This is a genomic window from Pleionea sp. CnH1-48 (assembly GCF_024124665.1).
Lineage (GTDB): Bacteria > Pseudomonadota > Gammaproteobacteria > Enterobacterales > Kangiellaceae > JAMXSB01.
In genome coordinates this window covers 157,515-176,005 of record NZ_JAMXSB010000003.1, presented here as the reverse complement: position 1 = coordinate 176,005, position 18,491 = coordinate 157,515, and the positions used below count along the sequence as shown (strand labels likewise).

19 protein-coding genes are annotated in these 18,491 nt (G+C 42.6%); all 19 read left to right on the top strand.

Translation table 11 applies throughout. The annotated features are described in order from the left end of the window. Nucleotides 1-4: 4 nt before the first annotated feature. The 19 genes from NH399_RS05945 to NH399_RS05855 all read left to right on the top strand — a co-directional run bounded on the left by NH399_RS05945 (nt 5) and on the right by NH399_RS05855 (nt 18,487). Entirely contained in the window at nt 5-829 is an 825-nt protein-coding gene (locus tag NH399_RS05945; RefSeq protein WP_253037783.1) for a type II secretion system F family protein, read from the top strand. Between the two features lie 3 nt (nt 830-832). Further along, entirely contained in the window at nt 833-1,186 is a 354-nt protein-coding gene (locus NH399_RS05940) for a DUF192 domain-containing protein (protein WP_253037782.1), read from the top strand. Continuing rightward, nucleotides 1,183-1,635 carry a tetratricopeptide repeat protein gene (locus tag NH399_RS05935; protein ID WP_253037781.1) on the top strand — a complete coding sequence of 151 codons (453 nt, stop codon included), beginning with the start codon at nt 1,183-1,185 and terminating at the stop codon, nt 1,633-1,635. The genes NH399_RS05940 and NH399_RS05935 overlap by 4 nt, the downstream gene beginning before the upstream one ends. Before the next feature lie 8 nt (nt 1,636-1,643). After that, the gene (locus tag NH399_RS05930) at nt 1,644-2,369 is read left to right on the top strand and encodes a TadE/TadG family type IV pilus assembly protein (RefSeq protein WP_253037780.1); all 726 of its coding nucleotides are present in this window, start codon (nt 1,644-1,646) and stop codon (nt 2,367-2,369) included. A gap of 29 nt (nt 2,370-2,398) precedes the next feature. Continuing rightward, nucleotides 2,399-3,334 carry an OmpA family protein gene (locus NH399_RS05925; RefSeq protein ID WP_253037779.1) on the top strand — a complete coding sequence of 312 codons (936 nt, stop codon included), beginning with the start codon at nt 2,399-2,401 and terminating at the stop codon, nt 3,332-3,334. A gap of 37 nt (nt 3,335-3,371) precedes the next feature. After that, complete coding sequence (locus tag NH399_RS05920) at nt 3,372-3,566, top strand: hypothetical protein (protein ID WP_253037778.1); 195 nt, start codon at nt 3,372-3,374, stop codon at nt 3,564-3,566. After that, entirely contained in the window at nt 3,563-4,132 is a 570-nt protein-coding gene (locus NH399_RS05915) for a hypothetical protein (protein ID WP_253037777.1), read from the top strand. Before NH399_RS05920 ends, NH399_RS05915 begins: the two co-directional genes overlap by 4 nt. Nucleotides 4,133-4,158: 26 nt before the next feature. Next, nucleotides 4,159-6,306, top strand: a complete 2,148-nt coding sequence (locus NH399_RS05910) for a polymorphic toxin-type HINT domain-containing protein (protein ID WP_253037776.1) — start codon at nt 4,159-4,161, stop codon at nt 6,304-6,306. Next, nucleotides 6,306-7,382 carry a PQQ-like beta-propeller repeat protein gene (locus NH399_RS05905; RefSeq protein WP_253037775.1) on the top strand — a complete coding sequence of 359 codons (1,077 nt, stop codon included), beginning with the start codon at nt 6,306-6,308 and terminating at the stop codon, nt 7,380-7,382. The genes NH399_RS05910 and NH399_RS05905 overlap by 1 nt, the downstream gene beginning before the upstream one ends. Nucleotides 7,383-7,396: 14 nt before the next feature. Beyond that, entirely contained in the window at nt 7,397-7,990 is a 594-nt protein-coding gene (locus tag NH399_RS05900; RefSeq protein WP_253037774.1) for a hypothetical protein, read from the top strand. A 130-nt stretch (nt 7,991-8,120) separates the two neighbouring features. Then, the gene (locus tag NH399_RS05895; protein ID WP_253037773.1) at nt 8,121-11,141 is read left to right on the top strand and encodes a fused MFS/spermidine synthase; all 3,021 of its coding nucleotides are present in this window, start codon (nt 8,121-8,123) and stop codon (nt 11,139-11,141) included. Between the two features lie 99 nt (nt 11,142-11,240). Continuing rightward, nucleotides 11,241-11,927 (top strand): (d)CMP kinase, encoded by a 687-nt coding sequence (gene cmk / locus NH399_RS05890; protein WP_371876060.1) that lies wholly within the window; start codon nt 11,241-11,243, stop codon nt 11,925-11,927. A gap of 144 nt (nt 11,928-12,071) precedes the next feature. Then, nucleotides 12,072-13,751, top strand: a complete 1,680-nt coding sequence (rpsA, locus tag NH399_RS05885) for a 30S ribosomal protein S1 (protein ID WP_253037772.1) — start codon at nt 12,072-12,074, stop codon at nt 13,749-13,751. A 132-nt stretch (nt 13,752-13,883) separates the two neighbouring features. After that, nucleotides 13,884-14,177 carry an integration host factor subunit beta gene (gene ihfB, locus NH399_RS05880; RefSeq protein WP_253037771.1) on the top strand — a complete coding sequence of 98 codons (294 nt, stop codon included), beginning with the start codon at nt 13,884-13,886 and terminating at the stop codon, nt 14,175-14,177. 97 nt (nt 14,178-14,274) lie between these two features. Further along, nucleotides 14,275-14,580: a lipopolysaccharide assembly protein LapA domain-containing protein gene (locus NH399_RS05875; RefSeq protein ID WP_253037770.1), complete on the top strand. Its 306-nt coding sequence runs from the start codon at nt 14,275-14,277 to the stop codon at nt 14,578-14,580. Then, the gene (gene lapB, locus NH399_RS05870) at nt 14,580-15,761 is read left to right on the top strand and encodes a lipopolysaccharide assembly protein LapB (protein WP_253037769.1); all 1,182 of its coding nucleotides are present in this window, start codon (nt 14,580-14,582) and stop codon (nt 15,759-15,761) included. The genes NH399_RS05875 and lapB overlap by 1 nt, the downstream gene beginning before the upstream one ends. Nucleotides 15,762-15,767: 6 nt before the next feature. Next, nucleotides 15,768-16,481: an orotidine-5'-phosphate decarboxylase gene (pyrF, locus tag NH399_RS05865; protein WP_253037768.1), complete on the top strand. Its 714-nt coding sequence runs from the start codon at nt 15,768-15,770 to the stop codon at nt 16,479-16,481. An 81-nt stretch (nt 16,482-16,562) separates the two neighbouring features. After that, nucleotides 16,563-16,913 (top strand): helix-hairpin-helix domain-containing protein, encoded by a 351-nt coding sequence (locus tag NH399_RS05860; RefSeq protein ID WP_253037767.1) that lies wholly within the window; start codon nt 16,563-16,565, stop codon nt 16,911-16,913. Nucleotides 16,914-17,029: 116 nt separating this feature from the next. After that, nucleotides 17,030-18,487, top strand: coding sequence for a mannose-1-phosphate guanylyltransferase/mannose-6-phosphate isomerase (locus NH399_RS05855; RefSeq protein ID WP_253037766.1), 1,458 nt, complete (start codon nt 17,030-17,032; stop codon nt 18,485-18,487). The last annotated feature ends 4 nt before the right edge of the window (nt 18,488-18,491 follow it).

The following is an 18,491-nucleotide window of genomic DNA, read 5'->3' as shown; positions in this document are numbered from 1 at the left end:
TCTGATGTTCGTAGTGTCTGTTCATCAGATAAAAGAGCAGTTGCCTGAAGATGATCGGGAGTATATGGACCCCTTACCTCCCTTGATGAAATTAATCTGGCCTGTGGTAACTTTGTTCGCTCATCACATCGGTGAGAGGCTTAATGTTGAATACATAGAAAAAAGCAAAATTAAGCTTCAACGTTCTGGTCTTGGTTATTTGCTTTCTCCGCAACAGTTTTTTGGTTTGCAGTGTGTTTCTGCGATTATTTTTGGCGTCATGGTGTATTGGTGTTTCGCCATGCTCGAAAAAGATCCTGGCATCGTGCCCGTTTTCTTTGCTGCCTTTGGTTTTGTGTTTCCTGAGTTGAATTTGAGTGACAGGCGTAAAAAGCGTGAACATGAAATCATCAGAATGTTACCTGTCTATTTGGACTTTATTACCATGGCGGTAGAAGCTGGTATGAATCTAAATGGTGCGTTGATTCAGTCTGTTGATAAAGGGCCTAAAGGGGCTCTGAATATTGAGTTACAAAAAGTTTTGCGAGATATGAAAGCTGGCGTTGGAAAAATAAGTGCTTTAAGAAATATGGCTGAGCGGCTAGATATCAAGGAAATTTCAAACTTGGTCGCTGCTTTGGCTCAGGCGGAAAAATCAGGAGCATCGGTTGGCGTTACTTTGAGAATACAGGCCGACCAACGTCGAGTGGAACGTTTTCAGCGAGCTGAAAAGCTGGCGATGCAGGCTCCTGTTAAATTGGTTGGTCCTTTGGTTATGTTTATTTTTCCAACAACGTTCATTATTTTGTTTTTCCCCATCGTTACCCAGTTGGTTGAGGTGATGAAGTAAGTGATGAAAAGAAGTGTTGTAGTGGGAGAAAACGGCCGATTAATAGCCGATAGCGTCTGGACACCGACATCGTTTTTGCAGAGGGCAAAAGGTCTTCTGGGTCGTACAGAGCTTGGCGTTAAAGAGGGGATGTTTTTTAAAGACTGTGCGTCGATACACATGTTTGGTATGAAAATACCCTTGGACATTGTGTTTTTGAACGAAGAGTATGAAGTTGTGAAGGTTGTTGAAAGTTTACAGCCCTATCGCATGGCAGCAAGTAAGAATGCAAAGCATGTGATTGAGTTTAAAGATGGCTTTGTTAAGAGTCAAAACATCGTGTTTGGCGAAAAATTGGTAGTAGAGGAAGTGGAATGAAGTTTATTGGTATTTTGGTTTTGGTATGCATTTTAGCTGGATGCGCTGGTAAGCCAACGACAAAGGGGTATGTTGAGGGTGAATCGCTGATTGATAAAATCAAAGAGGCTAATCATGCTTATGAAGAAGCCCGTCTGGATAAAGCTGAAACATTATTTTTAGGCATTACCAAAGAGAAACCAGGATATCTGAACGGATGGTTAAAACTGGGCAATATTTATGTGCGTCAAGGGCGATATAAAGCAGCCGTGAGATGTTTCAATGAAGCGATCAAGTTAGACAAAGAAGATGGTCGCGCATGGTATAACTTGGCGTTGACAAGAGTAAAGCAAGCAGTAGATGTATTAGAGACGGCAGAAAAAGTGGTGCCCGTCGAATCTGAGCACCAGGTGTATTTTCTTGATTTACACACTCGCTTAGAAAAACGAATGCGAGAAAAAACAAGATAGGTATGACTATGAGATCGAGTAACGGGCAGGCTATTACTGAATTCATTATTATAATGCCTGTATTTTTTGCATTGCTATTCGGCATTTTTGAATTCACTTATATTTATCGAGCAAAGGCCACACTAAATACCGCTACATTTGATGCAGCAAGAGCAGGGGCTTTGAATCATGCTCGCTCCAGTGAAATGAGAGAGTCTTTGGCAAAGAATATGACTCCGCTCTATGTTCGGGGTAATAGTAGTATTGCTGGTCTAGGAAGAGCTTATGCGTCGGCGCGAGCTGTTGAGGTGGGAATAAATCGAATAAGGCGATCCGTCGAGATTATTCATCCTACTCGAGATATGTTTAATAAATTTAAGGTAAAACGTCTTATTAGATTTAACCATCAGTCGCGTCCAAGGGAGCAGTGGTTTATTCCTAATGATCACCTTCTTACGCGTTCTACCCAAACTGAGGAGTTAAGTGGAGGTGGCCGCAAGGAAATTTCTGTCCAAGATGCCAATTTGTTAAAGATAAAAACTTATTGGTGTTATGAAATGAAGGTTCCGATTATTAAAAATTTAATTCAGTGTGTTGTAAACGGTGGATGGTGTTTTGAACGACGAACGCCGTGGTTTCAGCCTTCTCGGGAACAAATGGCGTGTAACGCTTTAGGTGTTGCAACAGGTGGGAATTATCTTGCTTTGTCTTCTCATGCGGTTGTGAGAATGCAGAGCCCAATTATTCAGTGGTAAATTGACAAGAAAGACAGGGAGCAGAAGTAATGTTTCGTATTTTGGCCTTATCAGGTATTTTTTTATTATTGTCGAGTAGTGCCTTATCGGCAGACTCCAGCATGATTCATATTGGCCAGAAAGCTGAGCTGTTTCGCAAGTGGCATCGTGTTCAAGACAACTATATGTTGATCACCGGACCCATTGAGTTTCAAGAGGAAGATACCGACCTTCACAGTAAAGGATACCGTGTATCGTCTGCGAACTTTTTATCTGGTGAGATCGTAAGAGAAATTTTTGACTACCCAGTAAATCAAAGTCCGGTAAATATTTTTGAGCAAGTACGCAAAAGTTTGGAAGCACAAGGCTACGAGGAAATGTTTTGGTGTGCTGGTGAGCGTTGCGGTAATGTAGAAGGCTGGCAGCTTTATTTAACGGATTTAGTTGGAGAGCACACTGGATTTCAATATTTTGTATCGGCACGTAAGGTAGTAAAGGGTGATACCAAAATCGACTATGTTTCATTTTATGTTAATGAAATTGATGGGCAGTCGAGAGCTATGATCGATATCATTTCTGAGCCAGTTAATCATAAGTTTGATGTTGTAATTAAAGCAAAAGAGATGGCCAGAACCCTTGAAAAAGACGGTCGCGTCATTGTTAACGGAATTTATTTTGCGACAGATTCCAGTGAGCTTAAAAAAGAGTCTTCTTTAGCTTTAAAAGAGATGCGTGATGTGATCGCTCAAAACACTGGAATGAATTTTATGGTGGTAGGCCATACCGATAACGTAGGTGGTGTCAGCTATAACATGTCGCTATCAAAAAAGCGTGCTGAGTCGGTGGTTAAAGAACTGATTAGTAAATATGGCGTGGATCAGGCTCGGATAAAGTTTAATGGTGTGGGGCCTATGTCGCCATTGACTTCAAACAGTGATGAGAATGGCCGAGCTTTAAATCGTAGAGTTGAACTCATACAGCTGTAGTAAAGGAAAGCTCAGAGAATTATAGGGGAGGGGAGTTATGTTTTCTGCATCCGTTGGATTATTAATAGGTCGATTTTTATTTGCCTATTTATTGATTGCACTCATTGTGCTTATCTTTAGCCGTTTTAAGTTGGAGTTGCTAAGAAAGCGTTTGCATTCTTACCGAGGAATGGCCGCCGTATGGGCTATTTTCCTTATTCCGTTTTTAGCGCCTATGGGAGCATCCGTGTGAAGGCGTTAATCAGCTTTGTTGCTTTGCTATGCTGCTTTTGCGCATTGGCTAAGCCACCGGTTCAGTCTCGTGGTATTGACTACATTGATATGAAGTCATTCCTTATTCCTATTGACGATGATCCTTTATGGAACTGGTCAATAAAGAAAGGCGATTCTATGCCTGAGGTGTTTGAAGCTGTTTCTCCCGAATACTATTACCCTAAAGCTATCATTCAAGCTCAGCATTTTGTTGAAGAGACAGTCCCAGAGCATCCCATGGCATTCAATGCTTTTTCTATGGGAGTCATTGAATCGATAGCCAAGAATTTTGGTGTCTCTGAACAATCAGTTGGAAAGTTGGTTTCGGTTAGTTTGGGCGAGATGGAGGGATTTCGTTCCACCTTCACTACTGGCTTAAATGAATACCGAAAAGATATGACGGTTTGGGTTGGCCGTTCGCCCGATAACACGATGTTTTTGTTTATGGCATTTACTGAGCCAGGCAAGATGGCTCATTTGCAACCTGTACTCGATAGAACATGGAAAAATATTCGTTTTCCATCTTCTTTAAAAACAGATGCGTAATGGACTTAATTTTGAGGAAAAGTTAAATGAAAAACTCTAAGCCTGTCCAAAAAAGTCGTTTTTCTCGCATAACCGGTGCGAGTATCAAAGAGTTTGTAATTACGGTTGCCACGATTTCAATTTTTTCGATCTTTTCTTACACGCAGTATGGAGATGAAGTAAGAAAGCATGGTGGAAAAATTGCTCAAGAGTTAAGTGGTCATCCAGCTGACTATGGTAATGGTAGTGGCTCTAACGGCGGTGGTGGTTCTAATGGCGGAGGCGGATCCGGTGGCTCAGGTGGTAACGGAGATGGCTCTGGCAATGGAAACGGAGATGGCGACGGCTCTGGCAACGGAAATGGCGACGGTTCTGGTGATGGCTCCGGTAATGGAGATGGTTCTGGTAACGGAAACGGCGACGGTGATGGTTCCGGTAACGGTGGAGGCTCTGGCGGAAGCGGAGGTTCTGGAGATGGTGACGGTGATGGCTCCGGCGGCGGTGACGGCGGTGGCAACGGAGATGGTGACGGTACTGGCAATGGGGATGACGATAGCAGCGATTCCATTCTAACCGTTGGTGATCTCGTTGATTTTGCTGAAGGGATGTGGGACGGCCTTGTGCAGCAAGGTAAAGATCTTTGGCACATGATCACTCATCCAATTGAAACTGTTTCTAACCTAATTGCATTAGGTAAAGCGCTAGTTACTGATACTGAAGAAACTTTCCAGATCATCATGGATGAAATTGGTAAAGATTTAACGGCTTTGGTTCATGGTTCGGCTTACGATAAAGGTAAAGTGATTGGTGAGTGGGTAAGTCCTGCTGCTTTAGGACGCTTGGTTCCTAAATTAGCCCATTTGTCTCGCAGAGTTCCAGATAATGATCGTACAGATGTAAACGGTTGTTCTTCATTCTCGGGTGATACATTAGTTTGGACTCGTGATGGGTTGCTGCCGATTGAATCCTTGAAAGTGGGTGATTTGGTTCTATCTAGAAATTCACAGACTCAAGAGGACCACTATAAACCTATTACTAAGCTTCATAATCGTCGAGCACCCTATTATTACAATATTGCAGTCGGTTACAATCAAATTAAGGTAACCGAGGAGCACCCATTCTGGTTGCAGGGTGAAGGTTGGACTCAAGCACAAGAGTTGAAAACTGGAAACGCGGTAGCAGTAGCGGATGGTGATGTTGTTATTACTGCAACAGATCGTATTAACAGTCCTTTGAATGTATTCAACTTAACTGTTGCGGATGATCATACTTACTTTGTTTCTGAGTTTGGTTTGTGGGTGCACAACTCGAATGATGCCTGCGATGTAAGTTTTGGTGTGTCAGTTACAGCAATATTAAATCGTGTGCCCGAAAATCTTAGAGCGACATTAGAAGCCGATTTAGATGCAAACCCAGATTTATTGGATGCTATGAAAAATTCGCCTGATGGTCGTTTAGCTGATGCTTGGGTTGTTGCCGCAGGACGTCCTCAGATCCGCTTGAACATTGGCACTCTGCGTCAATTGGATAATATGATGCTAGACGCTGACTTTATGGGTAAGCTACCTAATGGAGCCGATGATTTAGCTCGTATTATGGATGCGGTTAAAAATCCAGTTGGGAATGCTACAAATCTGGTGAGTCTAACCAGGCACCTGGAAAATGTTCAGCAGTTTGTTAAAAATCATTCCAACACACCTGGTTTTGATCGAGTTATGACCGATATGAAAAATCCTGCTTTCTCTATGCAGGATGGTTTGAGTCATATGTTAGAATACTCCCGAGGTAATACGAGAGCCATTGCTGGATTTGACTATGAGTTCTCTGGAGATGGTGTGCAATGTACCCGTTGTCGTTTTGATATTGAAATGGTGAGTGGTCAACCTAAGTTTGTTGAGCTGAAAAGCTGGAGTTTAGGTGGTATCAAAAATATCTCTGGTAGACAATTAGCGGAATATTTTAGAACGTCTGACTCCATTGGTGATATGCAGTATGTCTTCAACAGTTTAAAAACACCGGATGTTAATGCGGTCAAAGGCGAGATGAAGCATGTATTATCAAATAATGCGGGTCAAATCTGGGATGCAATGAGTGACTCTATGAAAAGTAATCTGCGTATAAGTAATCCTGCGCAACTGCAAGCAATGATTAATGATACCAGCTCTAAGTTGTATGATTTTATAGTGGTGAAGTAATGTTTAAGAAAGTAAGTGAGTTTAGTAGTATCCGGCGTTTTGGAGTCGATGGAGAACGATTGTTTTGCTTAACTAAAAGTGGCGAGGCTGTTTTTCCCAGTGGAGAAAAAAAATCTCTGTATGATATCCAGAGCGGCGGATTGTGCTCACTGTTAGCCCCTTATGTTATCTATCAGGATGACTTAGGGGCGGTTGATATCTTTTCTTCAGAAAGTGGTGAGTTGTTATTTAGCTGCCATGACAAGAATGAGCAATATTATCTGGCGTCTTATTTTTCTTTAACCAATGATGGCCAGATTCACTTCACCCGGATGCAAGCGGGTAGTTGTGATACCGCTCTGTTGAATCCTGATACTGGTTTGAAACAAACGGTTGGTTTTGAGCCATGGTCTTTTGAGTCAGGTTGTCCATATGCTCTTGATATGGATGAAGTAAAGACTGAGTTTGGACGAACAGAAACCTTGGTTGCTAAAGCTAATGACGGAAAGGTTATCTGGCGTTATTCTCCAGAGGGCTTTTTTAAAGACAACTCTGGCACACAGGTGGCTGATAGCTTAAACTTGGTCGTTGGTTGTTATCAAGAGACACTTTGGTTGCATTTATCATCAGGGAAGCTGGTGGGTATTGATGTAAATGATGGCTCTATACTACATTCGCTAGGTTGGGAAGAAACTGATACTAGTGGATATACCGCTTTTCCTGTTGAGAGAGAGTTTTTTGTTCCGGGAGAGTATTTTTCGATTGATAAAGAGAACCAGCTAATAATTGGTTATTCACACACGTTTATGACATTTATTGATCTAAATGAAGATAAACTTGTGCGTAGATATAAAACAGTAGATAACGCTGAGGTTCGTGCTGTTGGCAGAGGAAATGGTGGGGTGTTTGACAGTGACTTTATCTATTTTTGCAATTCAATAGATGGCGAGCTTGGTGTTTACTCTAGACAACTTAATGAAGTCGTTTGGAAGCATTCTTTGCCTGGCAAAATTGAAGGAATGCAGTTTAGCCGTGACAAGTGGTATGTTCATTGTAGTGATGGAAAGCTGCATATATACGAAAAACTTGATACATAAGTTGAGAATTGTGAATGAAAAGCGGTTTTGGTTTTTTAAAAAACCGTCCACTGGATAATCCGGTGGACTTTCAGACCATAGAGCAAGCACTAGGGCTTGCTCTTCCCTCGTTATATCGGCTATTTGCTCAGTCTTTTATTCTCGAAGAAGATCAGTTGGCTCTTGATTATTATTATGACTCGGAAATCGAGATGCCTTTTGCTTTAAGCAGTATTGAATATGGTCCGGGCGATATTCCGGGCAATAGCGAATTAAACATCTTAGACTTTTATAGTTTGGAAAAAATTCTTTTTCTATGGAAAGGCGTGGAGGAAAAAGAAGATCTATGGCAGGACAAAAGACTTCTAAAAATAGGTATGTGCGCCATTCCTGCTGATGGTGGTATCTATTTAGGTGTTGGCCCTGATAATCAAGATGAGATCTGGCGAGTTTCCTGGGACTGGGGGGGAGAAGGAGAACCTTGTGCAAAGATAGCTGAGAATATCTTTGAGTTTGTTAGAGGGTTTGAGACTTCAGCTGGGGATGAGTTGAAGAAACAGTACAAAGAAAAAGTTTCTATGAATTGGGGAGATACTTACTGGACTATTAATGGTGATATTAGACAGTGAGTCTCCAATTTATTTTTTTATGGCACTATTGGTAACTCAAGAGGCAGCGTTAAGCTGCCTTTTTTAGATAACTCTATTAACAGTAAGGGTTACCTTTGAAAGAGATGTATGACCTTTTTAGGGGGAAGTAATGGAAGGGAATAATAAAATGATTAGGGCATTGTACTTTGTATTTGTCCTTTCGGGTTTTTGTGGCTTAATTTATGAGTCTATCTGGTCTCACTACCTCAAGCTGTTTTTAGGGCATGCCATTTACGGTCAGGTAACCGTTCTGGTCGTTTTTATTGGTGGTATGTCTGTAGGTGCGTGGCTTATAGGAAAGTTTGAAACTCGAATCAAAAATCCTCTGCTAATGTATGCCTTAGTTGAGCTAATCATTGGAGTGATTTCTCTTTTCTTCCATGATATCTATAAAGCGGTTATCGACTTTTCTTATGTATCAATATTACCAGCCTATTGTAGTGATGCGGGCTTGTGTTGGTCTCAGGTTTTAATCGCGGCACTGATTATTCTTCCGCAGTCTTTACTACTTGGTACGACTTTTCCATTGATGTCGTCTTCAGTACTCAAAATTTCTCCAGAGTCTGCCGGAGAAAAAATATCATCTCTCTATTTTGCTAACAGTATAGGTGCCGTATTTGGTGTGTTAGCCAGCGTTTTCGTCTTTATCCCCAGTGTTGGCCTGCCTGGCGCTCTGTTAATTTCTGCGCTAGGTAATTTGTTAATTGCTGTTATCTTGTATATTGCCAGTAAGAAAGTGGTTTATCAGGAGCATCAAGCTCAACAGGAGACTGAAGAGCGTTACAAAGGAAGCGCTGTTAAAATCCTGTTCATCCTTAGCGCTGTAACTGGGATGGCCTCATTTATTTATGAGATTGTATGGATCCGAATGCTCAGCCTTGTTACTGGCGCATCTACTCATTCGTTCGAGCTCATGCTATCGAGCTTTATTTTAGGTTTAGCCTGTGGCGGCTTGTGGATAAAAAGCCGTATCGATCGTTTTAAAGAGCCTATTTATACGCTGGCTCAAGTTCAGATTTTTATGGGGGTGTGCGCGCTTTTAACTTTCCCTGTTTATAATCTCTGTTTCGGCTTGATGGAGAGTGTTATTTCTGGGCTGGCGCAAACCAATGAAGGCTATGTCATTTATAACGTAGTGAGTAAGTTGCTTTATTTGCTTGTTATGTTTCCAACCACCTTCTTAGCTGGAATGACTTTGCCACTCGTTACAAAAGTTCTTTTGAAGTCGGAGTTAAAAAGGAAAGCCGTCGGTTATGTTTATTCCGTTAATACCTTAGGCTCGATCCTGGGGGTATTGATGGCTGTCTATCTGCTGATGCCTCTTATCGGATTAAAGGGCGCATTATTTTTTGGTGCTTTCCTGGACATTACTCTTGGAGCCGCCCTTATCTTTATGTTGATCAGAAAGAATCGATCAAACTTTTCTTTTGGTAGCGTTTATGCCGCGGCTGCATGTTTAGTGGCCATCTATGTTACGGTGGACGTTGACCAGCGCCAACTTGCATCTGGAGTGTTCCGGCATGGAAATGCCGAGCTGGATAAAGATTTTGATGTTGTTTTTGCTCGTGATGGACGGACTTCTACCGTCCACCTAATCAAAAATGAGGATGGCATTCTTGGATTACTTACTAATGGCAAAAGTGATGGCGCCATCAATGTAAAGGAAGGTGGACTACAGGCAGCCGACGAAGAAACGATGACTTTGTTGAGTGCTTTACCTCTCGCTTATAAACCTGATGCAAAAACGGCGGCGCAGATAGGTTTTGGCACAGGGCTTGGCAGTGCCACCATGTTAGCTTCTGATGCTTTGGTTTCGTTAGATACCGTAGAGATCGAGCCTGTTATGTATGAAGCGGCAAAACAGTTCATGCCTATTAACCAGGCTGCCTACGACGATCCTCGACACAATGTTATTTTTGATGATGCAAAATCCTATTTTGCTAAAAATGCTCATCAGTACGATATCATTGTGGCGGAGCCATCAAACCCTTGGGTAAGTGGTGTGAGCAGTTTGTTTACTCGAGAATTTTATAAGCACATGAAGAGCAAACTCACTGAGGATGGAATCTTTACTCAGTGGATTCAACTCTACGAAATTGAGCCGCAGCTTGTTGCTAGTGTACTGAATGCACTGGCGGAAAACTTTGAACATTACCACCTTTATCTTTCTGCTGAGGCAGACATGATTGTCATCGCATCTAACTCAAACCAGCTGGCTCCTCAGCAAAGCTTATTTGAAATGAAGCGTGTGAGTGATTTGTTAGCTCGTATTGATATTTACTCTCTCAACGATTTGAAAGTTCGTTATATTGCGGACAATCTACTGATTAAAGAGTTGAATAAAAGTGCGACGGATAAAGCCAACAGTGACTATTATCCGATACTGGATGTGTATTCCTCTCGAGCCAGATTTAAGAAGAGCAGTGCCATTGATGTTTTAGAGTTGGCGCAGAGAGACTTTGCTGCAGGGTATTTATTGAACGAACATGGTTCTACATCGCCATCGCAGAAAGCTCTGTTAAAAAGCGATAACTTTTTTACTAAGCAGTATCGTACTGCATTAGAGATAGAACAGTTTCTGCTGGGTGTTGCTCACTTTGACGAGTTTAAAGAGCAAGAAGACTGGTACAAGGATGCTGACAACTTCAAACGGGTATTGGTTAGCTGTGAAATAACAGACAGTGTCCAGTTAAGTTTGTTGTGGGACGATGTTCATTCTACAGCTGCAACAGTGAATGGCTTTTTACCTTCTGGCCAGCGAGCTCATTTTTGGCAAAGGATAAAAGATAACGGTTGTGCCCGTGTTTTACCGACCCGTTACTCTCATTTACTCGATACTTACTACTCTCTTGCTGTTAAAGACTGGGACAGTGCGAAGCATCAGTTATCGTTGTTGAAAGCAGAGCCGTTTGAGTCTGGTTTGCTCAACTCATTTGTACTTAAGTCCTTGATGGCTGTGCATGTGGTTTCTGGAAACAATCATCAGGCTCAAGAGCTTCAGTCTGAGCTGAAGGAAAAGTTGGGTGAAGGTGAGAAAACCAATGTCTGGTATCGAATTCTGTCAGAGATGTCTCTGAGTGAAGGGAGTACATTGGCGGCATCCTCTATGCCTAATGGCCGTATTCGTTAGGCTTGAGAGTTCTTAAAAAAAGGGTCCTTGTGAAATTAGGTGGTTTTTTCATTTTATTTGACTAAAATAGCGCATCTTGTGCTGAACTAGGTATAAATAGTGAACAAATCACCTGTAGTGACTATTGATGGGCCGTCTGGTGCTGGCAAGGGGACCATTGCGTTTCTTTTGGCCGAAAAACTTGGCTGGCCAATTCTGGATAGTGGCGCGATATATCGTGTTCTTGGCTTAGCTGCTCAGCGCCAAGCTGTTGACTTTAATGATATTTCTTCTCTTTCCCAATTAGCATCTTCTCTACCACTGGTGTTTTCTCCTAATAGCCAATCTGGCGAAGTTGATGTGCTGCTTGATGGAGACAATGTTAGCCGTGATATTCGAACTGACGAAGCAGGGCAGGCAGCATCAAAGGTTGCAGTGATCCCAGAGGTTCGCAGTGCGTTGTTACAACGCCAACGAGACTTTCAGCAAGAGCCTGGTTTAATCGCTGACGGACGGGATATGGGAACGGTCGTTTTCCCCGAAGCAAATGCCAAGATTTTTCTTACTGCCAGTGCTGAAAAAAGAGCCGAACGGCGCTACAACCAGTTGAAAGAAAAGGGGATAAATGCTAGTCTATCGGCCCTTTTAGAAAGCATTCGAGAGCGCGACGAGCGCGATAGCAACCGAACTGTGGCACCTTTGGTTCCGGCAGACGGGGCTTTAGTCGTTGATAGCTCGCTATATTCTATTGATGAAGTGTTTTCGCAAGTGTATGAATATATTGCGAAAAATTTGACTTTGTCATAACAGAGACGCTTTCGAGTGTAACGGTTTATGGTACTTGCTGCAAGGATAGAGTGCAGGTTTTTTAATTAAACCCAGCCGCTTAGGATTTGAAACGCTGGACGTATGTGTATCGAGTGATCGGTACTAAAAATCGGGAATCATGTAATGAGCGAAAATTTCGCAGAACTATTTGAAGAGAGCTTACGAGAAGTCGAAATGCGCCCTGGCGCAATCATCTCGGGTGTTGTTGTTTCTATCAGCAGCGAAACAGTTACTGTTAATGCTGGTCTGAAATCTGAAGGTGTTATCCCTCGTGACCAATTCCAGGGCATGAACGGTGAGCTGGAAGTTGAAGTTGGCGACACTGTAGAAGTAGCTCTTGACGCAATTGAAGACGGATTTGGTGAAACTCGTCTATCTCGTGAGCGTGCTAAGCGCTTCGAGACATGGAAAGAATTGGAAAAAGCTCACGAAGCTGGCGACAAAGTTATCGGTGTTATCACTGGTAAAGTCAAAGGTGGTTTCACTGTTGATATCAACAAAATCCGAGCGTTCTTACCTGGTTCTTTGGTTGATGTGCGTCCTGTTCGCGATACAGCTCACCTTGAAGGCAAAGAGCTGGAATTCAAAGTTATCAAATTAGACCAAAAGCGTAACAACGTTGTTGTTTCTCGCCGTTCTGTTATCGAAGACGAAAGCAGTGCAGAGCGTGAAGAGCTTCTTGCTAAGTTGCAAGAAGGCGTTGAAGCGAAAGGTATCGTTAAGAACCTTACTGATTACGGTGCGTTCGTTGACTTGGGTGGTGTTGATGGTCTTCTTCACATCACTGATATGTCTTGGAAGCGTGTTAAGCATCCTTCTGAAATCGTTCAGGTGGGTGACGAAATCAACGTTAAAGTTCTTAAATTCGACAAAGAAAAGCAGCGCGTATCTCTAGGTCTTAAGCAGTTAGGCGAAGATCCATGGGTAGATATCGCTCGTCGTTACCCTGAAGGTGCTCAAATCTCAGGTCGTGTTACTAATTTAACTGACTACGGTTGCTTCGTTGAAATCGAAGAAGGCGTTGAAGGTCTGGTACACGTTTCTGAAATGGATTGGACTAACAAAAACATCCACCCAAGCAAAGTTGTTAGCCTAGGTGACGAAGTTGAAGTTATGGTTCTTGACATTGATGAAGAGCGTCGTCGTATTTCTCTGGGTGTTAAGCAGTGTAAAGTTAACCCATGGAACGAATTCGCTAGCAAAAACGATAAAGGTGACAAAGTTACTGGTAAGATCAAATCTATCACTGACTTCGGTATCTTCATCGGTCTTGACGGCGGTATTGACGGCTTGGTTCACTTGTCTGATATTTCTTGGAACATGTCTGGCGAAGAAGCTGTTCGTGATTACAAGAAAGGCGACGAAGTTGAAGCCGTTGTATTGGCTGTTGACGCTGAGCGTGAGCGTATCTCATTAGGCATCAAGCAGGTTGACGAAGATCCTTTCTCAACTTACCTGTCTAACAACGCTAAAGGCGACATCGTTAAAGGTACGGTTGTAGAAGTTGACGCAAAAGGCGCGAAGATTGAGCTTTCTGATAGTGTAGAAGGTTACTTACGTGCTTCTGAGCTAGCTTCTGAGCGTGTTGAAGACGCTAGTAAGCACTTAAATGCTGGTGATGCTATTGAAGCTAAGTTTGTTGGCGTTGATCGTAAGAATCGCGTTATCAACTTATCTATCAAAGCAAAAGATGCTGCTGACGAAGCGGCTGCAATCAAAGAGTTCAGCAAAGGCCAAGAAGATGCTGGTCCAGCAACTTTAGGTGATCTCTTGAAAGCTCAAATGGATAAAGAAGACGCATAATCTTTATCTCTATTTGAGAAAAATGCACTTAATCTATTGATTAAGTGCATTTTTTTTTGATTTCTACCCCCGTTTTGTACTATGTTTTAAGGGTGTTAGCCTGACGGAGAACGATGGAAACGGGTTCAGAATATGACCAAATCAGAATTAATAGAACGTTTGGCAAGTCGCCAGACTCAGCTATCTGCAAAAGATGTAGAATTAGTTGTCAAAAGTTTGTTGGAGCACATGGCGCAAGCATTAGCCCGCGGTGAGCGTATCGAAATAAGAGGGTTTGGCAGTTTCTCTCTTCATTTTAGAGCGCCTCGCGTCGGACGAAACCCTAAAACGGGAGATGCTGTGGAGTTAGCTGGAAAGTATGTGCCACATTTTAAACCCGGAAAAGAATTGCGTGAACGTGTCAATGAGAGTATCCAGCGTACCTGATTTTTTTCTATACTAAGGAATATACGAGGCATGTCGTTGACGTGCCTTTTTTTATACTTAAGAATAAAAAAATTGTCGTAATTTAGGAGATTTTTGTGTGCGCCGTTTGTTAGTGTTCATTTTAGTGTTTTTATTGTTAGTCATCGGCGTATCGGGGCTAAGTGTGTTTTTTATGCAAAACACACAGCTAGTGACTCTAAGCTACTTTATTGGTGAGTCCAGTTTTAGTTTATGGAGCTTACTCTTGTGTTCCTTTGCTGTAGGCTTGGTACTCGGTGTGGTGTTAATCGGAAGCGCTAATCTGGTTCTTCGGCAAAAAAATAGAATGCTGAGAAAACGCTTAAATAATCAAACCCAAGAAATAGAAAACTTACGAACACTCCCTATCAAGGATGCTTATTAATGTGGGCAGAATCACTTTATTATGCGTTGGTTTTTTTGCTGCCTGTTGCAGCTTATTCTGGCTATCGTGTAGGCAAAAGAAACCAATCTAAAAGTGATCAAGAAAACTATAGCGGCTTATCTAGACGCTATTTTGTTGGCCTCAAGCATATTCTTAACGAAGAGCCCGACAAGGCCATTGATACTTTCACCCGTATGTTAGAGGTGAACTCAGAAACCATTGAGATTCATTTAACCTTGGGCAATCTTCGCCGCAAGCGAGGCGAAGTCGATACGGCCATCCGTTTGCATCAAAATCTTATCGCACGTCCTTCTCTACCTGCTAGTGCCCGTAAAATTGCGTTACTGGAATTAGGGCATGACTATATGTCTGCTGGTTTATTCGACCGTGCAGAAAGCATCTTTAAAGAACTTTCGTTAGAGTCAGAGCATAAAGCAGCGAGCCTTGGACAGCTCATGAGAATCTATCAGCAAACACGAGACTGGGATAAAGCCGTGACCGTTGCTGAACAGCTACAGTCTGTGGATGGAGAGAGTCATGCCGCTGAAATTGCAGGTTTTTATTGTGAGCTCGCAGAGTCCATGCGAGACAAAGGGCAGACAAAACAAGCGTATCAGGTGTTAAAGAAAGCCGTCGCTATAGACACCGATTGCGTCCGAGCCAATATTATACGAGGGCGGTTGGCTCAGTCAGAAGGCCAATATAAGCAGGCGATAAAATTCTACAAAGATATTCTGCGTCAGAATGCTGGCTTCATTTCGGAAGTGATGCCTGAGCTTGAACAGTGTTATCGAGCATTAGATGACAAAAAAGGTTACTATCAATTTTTAAATCAGAGTTTGGATCGAGGGGCTGGAGTCAGTGTGGTTCTTGCTTTGGCTGAGCACTTATTACTTGAGCAGGGTGACGAAAAAGCGACACAGTTTATTGTGGCTCATTTGCACGAAAAGCCCTCGCTTAAAGGATTGCACAAACTTATTGATATTCATTTGAAAAAAGCCGAACATGGCGCCCGTCCGAGCTTGGAAATGCTCAGAAATATTGTTAGTAAATTAATCGAAATTAAACCGGTCTATCGCTGTGAGCATTGTGGCTTTTCTGGTAAAAGCTTGTTTTGGCAGTGTCCAAGTTGTAAGTGCTGGGGATCAGTAAAACCCATCATTGGTCTGGAAGGAGAATAAAAAACTATGAGCCAACAAAATCCACGTATTGTCGTCGCACTGGATTTTAATAATACGAGTGGGGCTTTGGCATTAGTCGATAAGCTCGATCCTGCACTGTGCCGCCTAAAAGTTGGCAAAGAGATGTTTACCCATTTTGGGGCTGATTTTGTGCGTCAATTGGTTGAGCGTAAGTTTGATGTTTTCTTAGATCTTAAATTTCACGATATTCCTAATACGGTTGCCAATGCTTGTAAAGCGGCGGCTGATTTGGGCGTTTGGATGGTGAACGTACATGCTTCTGGTGGAAGAGCGATGATGGAAGCTGCTGCTAAAGCTCTAGATAGCTATGGTGAAACGAAGCCACTGATTACTGCTGTGACCGTATTAACCAGTATGTCAGAAGAAGAGCTTAAAGCCGTGGGAGTTGAGCGTCCCTTACAACAACATGTTCTGTCTTTAGCTCAACTGGCGCAAGCATCGGGCATCGACGGTGTTGTATGTTCTGCACAAGAAGCGAGCTTTTTAAAAGAAAAACTCGGCAAGGACTTCTGTCTGGTCACGCCCGGTATTCGCCCAGCCAGTGCTGCTGCCGACGATCAAACCCGTATTGTGACACCAGAGCAGGCGATATCGAATGGCTCTGATTATCTGGTTATTGGCCGACCTATAACCAAAGCTGAGAATTCTCTGAAAGCCTTGTGCGATATCTCTGAAAGCATTGCACCCCTATTGGATTAACTGACTAATCCTTTTAAGATTCAGCTTCCTTTGTGATAAGGAACCTAAAAAAGTAAGTTGAATTAAAAAGGAATAGTAGTAATGAAAGTTGTAAAATCTTTAGCCGTTGCGGCATTAGTATCGCTTTTCTCATGGAATGTCTCTGTGTCAGCAGAGACAAAAGAAAGTCCGGAACCCGCTGCAAAATTAGAGCAGGCACAGGAAGTGCTGGTTGAAAAATCGAACTCTCCACTCAAACAGGGAGCTAATCTCAATCTGGATACGGCAGAACGTCTTGCCGCCATGTTGAAGGGAGTGGGAATGGTGAAAGCCAAAGCTATTGTGGCTTATCGAGAGCAAGTTGGAGAGTTTAAATCGGTAGAACAATTGCTTGAAGTGCCTGGGATTGGCCAAAAAATACTCGATAGTAATTTATCGATTATTAAGATTTAGTGAAAGCTAATCATCTAAGGGGCGCTGAAGGGCGCCCTTGCTATTTGTGAATGAGACAAATGTTGTTTTATTGGTTAAAATAATGCTTTCGGGAACTTTAACCTAAAGGGACGACAATGAAACTAATTCCTGTTATTTTATCTGGCGGCTCGGGCACTCGACTTTGGCCTGTATCGAGAGAATTATTCCCTAAGCAGCTGGTTAAACTAGTAGATGACCAAAGTCTGTTTCAGCACACACTTAAACGTATTGAGTACTTACGAAATCACATAACCGATGTTGAATTTGCATCACCACTTGTTATCTGCAATGAGCAACATCGTTTTTTAATCGCTCAGCAAGCTCAAGAGAGCAATATCGATTTATCTGCGATTATTCTTGAGCCATTAGCCAAGAATACGGCCCCTGCCTTGACTCTTGCCGCTCAATATATTGAACAATACATGTCTGACGGCATTATGTTGGTATTGCCAGCAGATCATGCGGTAGAAGATTTGCCTTCTTTTTCTAACTCTATCAGTAGCCTTACGCAGTCGTTCGAACACTCGAAAAGTATTGGGGTTTTTGGTATCACACCGAATAGTCCACATACTGGCTATGGTTATATCGAGGCCGCTGCTGAACAAGACTTGGCAACCGTCGTTGGGTTTAAAGAAAAGCCTTCTCTTGAAGTTGCTGAAGAATATGTAAAATCAGGCCATTACTATTGGAACAGTGGTATGTTCCTGTTAAGTGCATCGGTTTGGTTGAAAGCGCTAAAGCAACTTAATACCAAGATGACCGAAGCCTGTGCTGATGCCATTAAGAATGGGCATCAGGATTTGGATTTTTTCCGGGTAGACAAGAGTGCATTTGAAACCTCTCCTTCTGACTCCATTGATTACGCTGTCATCGAGCAGGTTAATGATTTGAAAGCAATGGGCGTTTCGTTAGTCATGTCTGCCATGGACTGTGGTTGGACTGATTTAGGCGCCTGGCCAAGTGTCGCTGAGCATTTAGGTGAAGATGAGCAGGGCAATGTCAGCCAAGGCGATGTCATTATGTCTGACACGAGCAATACCTTCGTAACAGCTCAGCAACGTATGGTGGCAACGGTAGGTGTGGATAATCTGGTGGTTGTAGAGACCCCTGATGCGGTATTGGTTGCTGATAAATCTCAAGCTCAAGGTGTTAAAGACATTGTTGCTGAATTGAAGCGCAGAGGACGTGATGAGCATGAAACTCACCGTCGTGTTTATCGTCCTTGGGGTAATTATGAAACCGTTGATTATGGCAGTCGATATCAGGTGAAACGAATTATTGTAAACCCCGGTGCTTCCTTATCTTTGCAGATGCATCATCATCGAGCTGAGCATTGGATTGTGGTGAAAGGAACCGCTGAAGTTACCTGTGGCGAAAAAGTCTTTTTGATGAGTGAGAATCAATCAACTTATATACCCATTGGTACAACTCATCGCTTGGTGAATCCAGGCAAATTGCCACTGGAATTGATTGAAGTTCAATCCGGTAGTTACCTTGGAGAGGACGATATTGTTCGCTTCGAAGATATATATGGTCGAGAGAAAGAGTCGTAATATT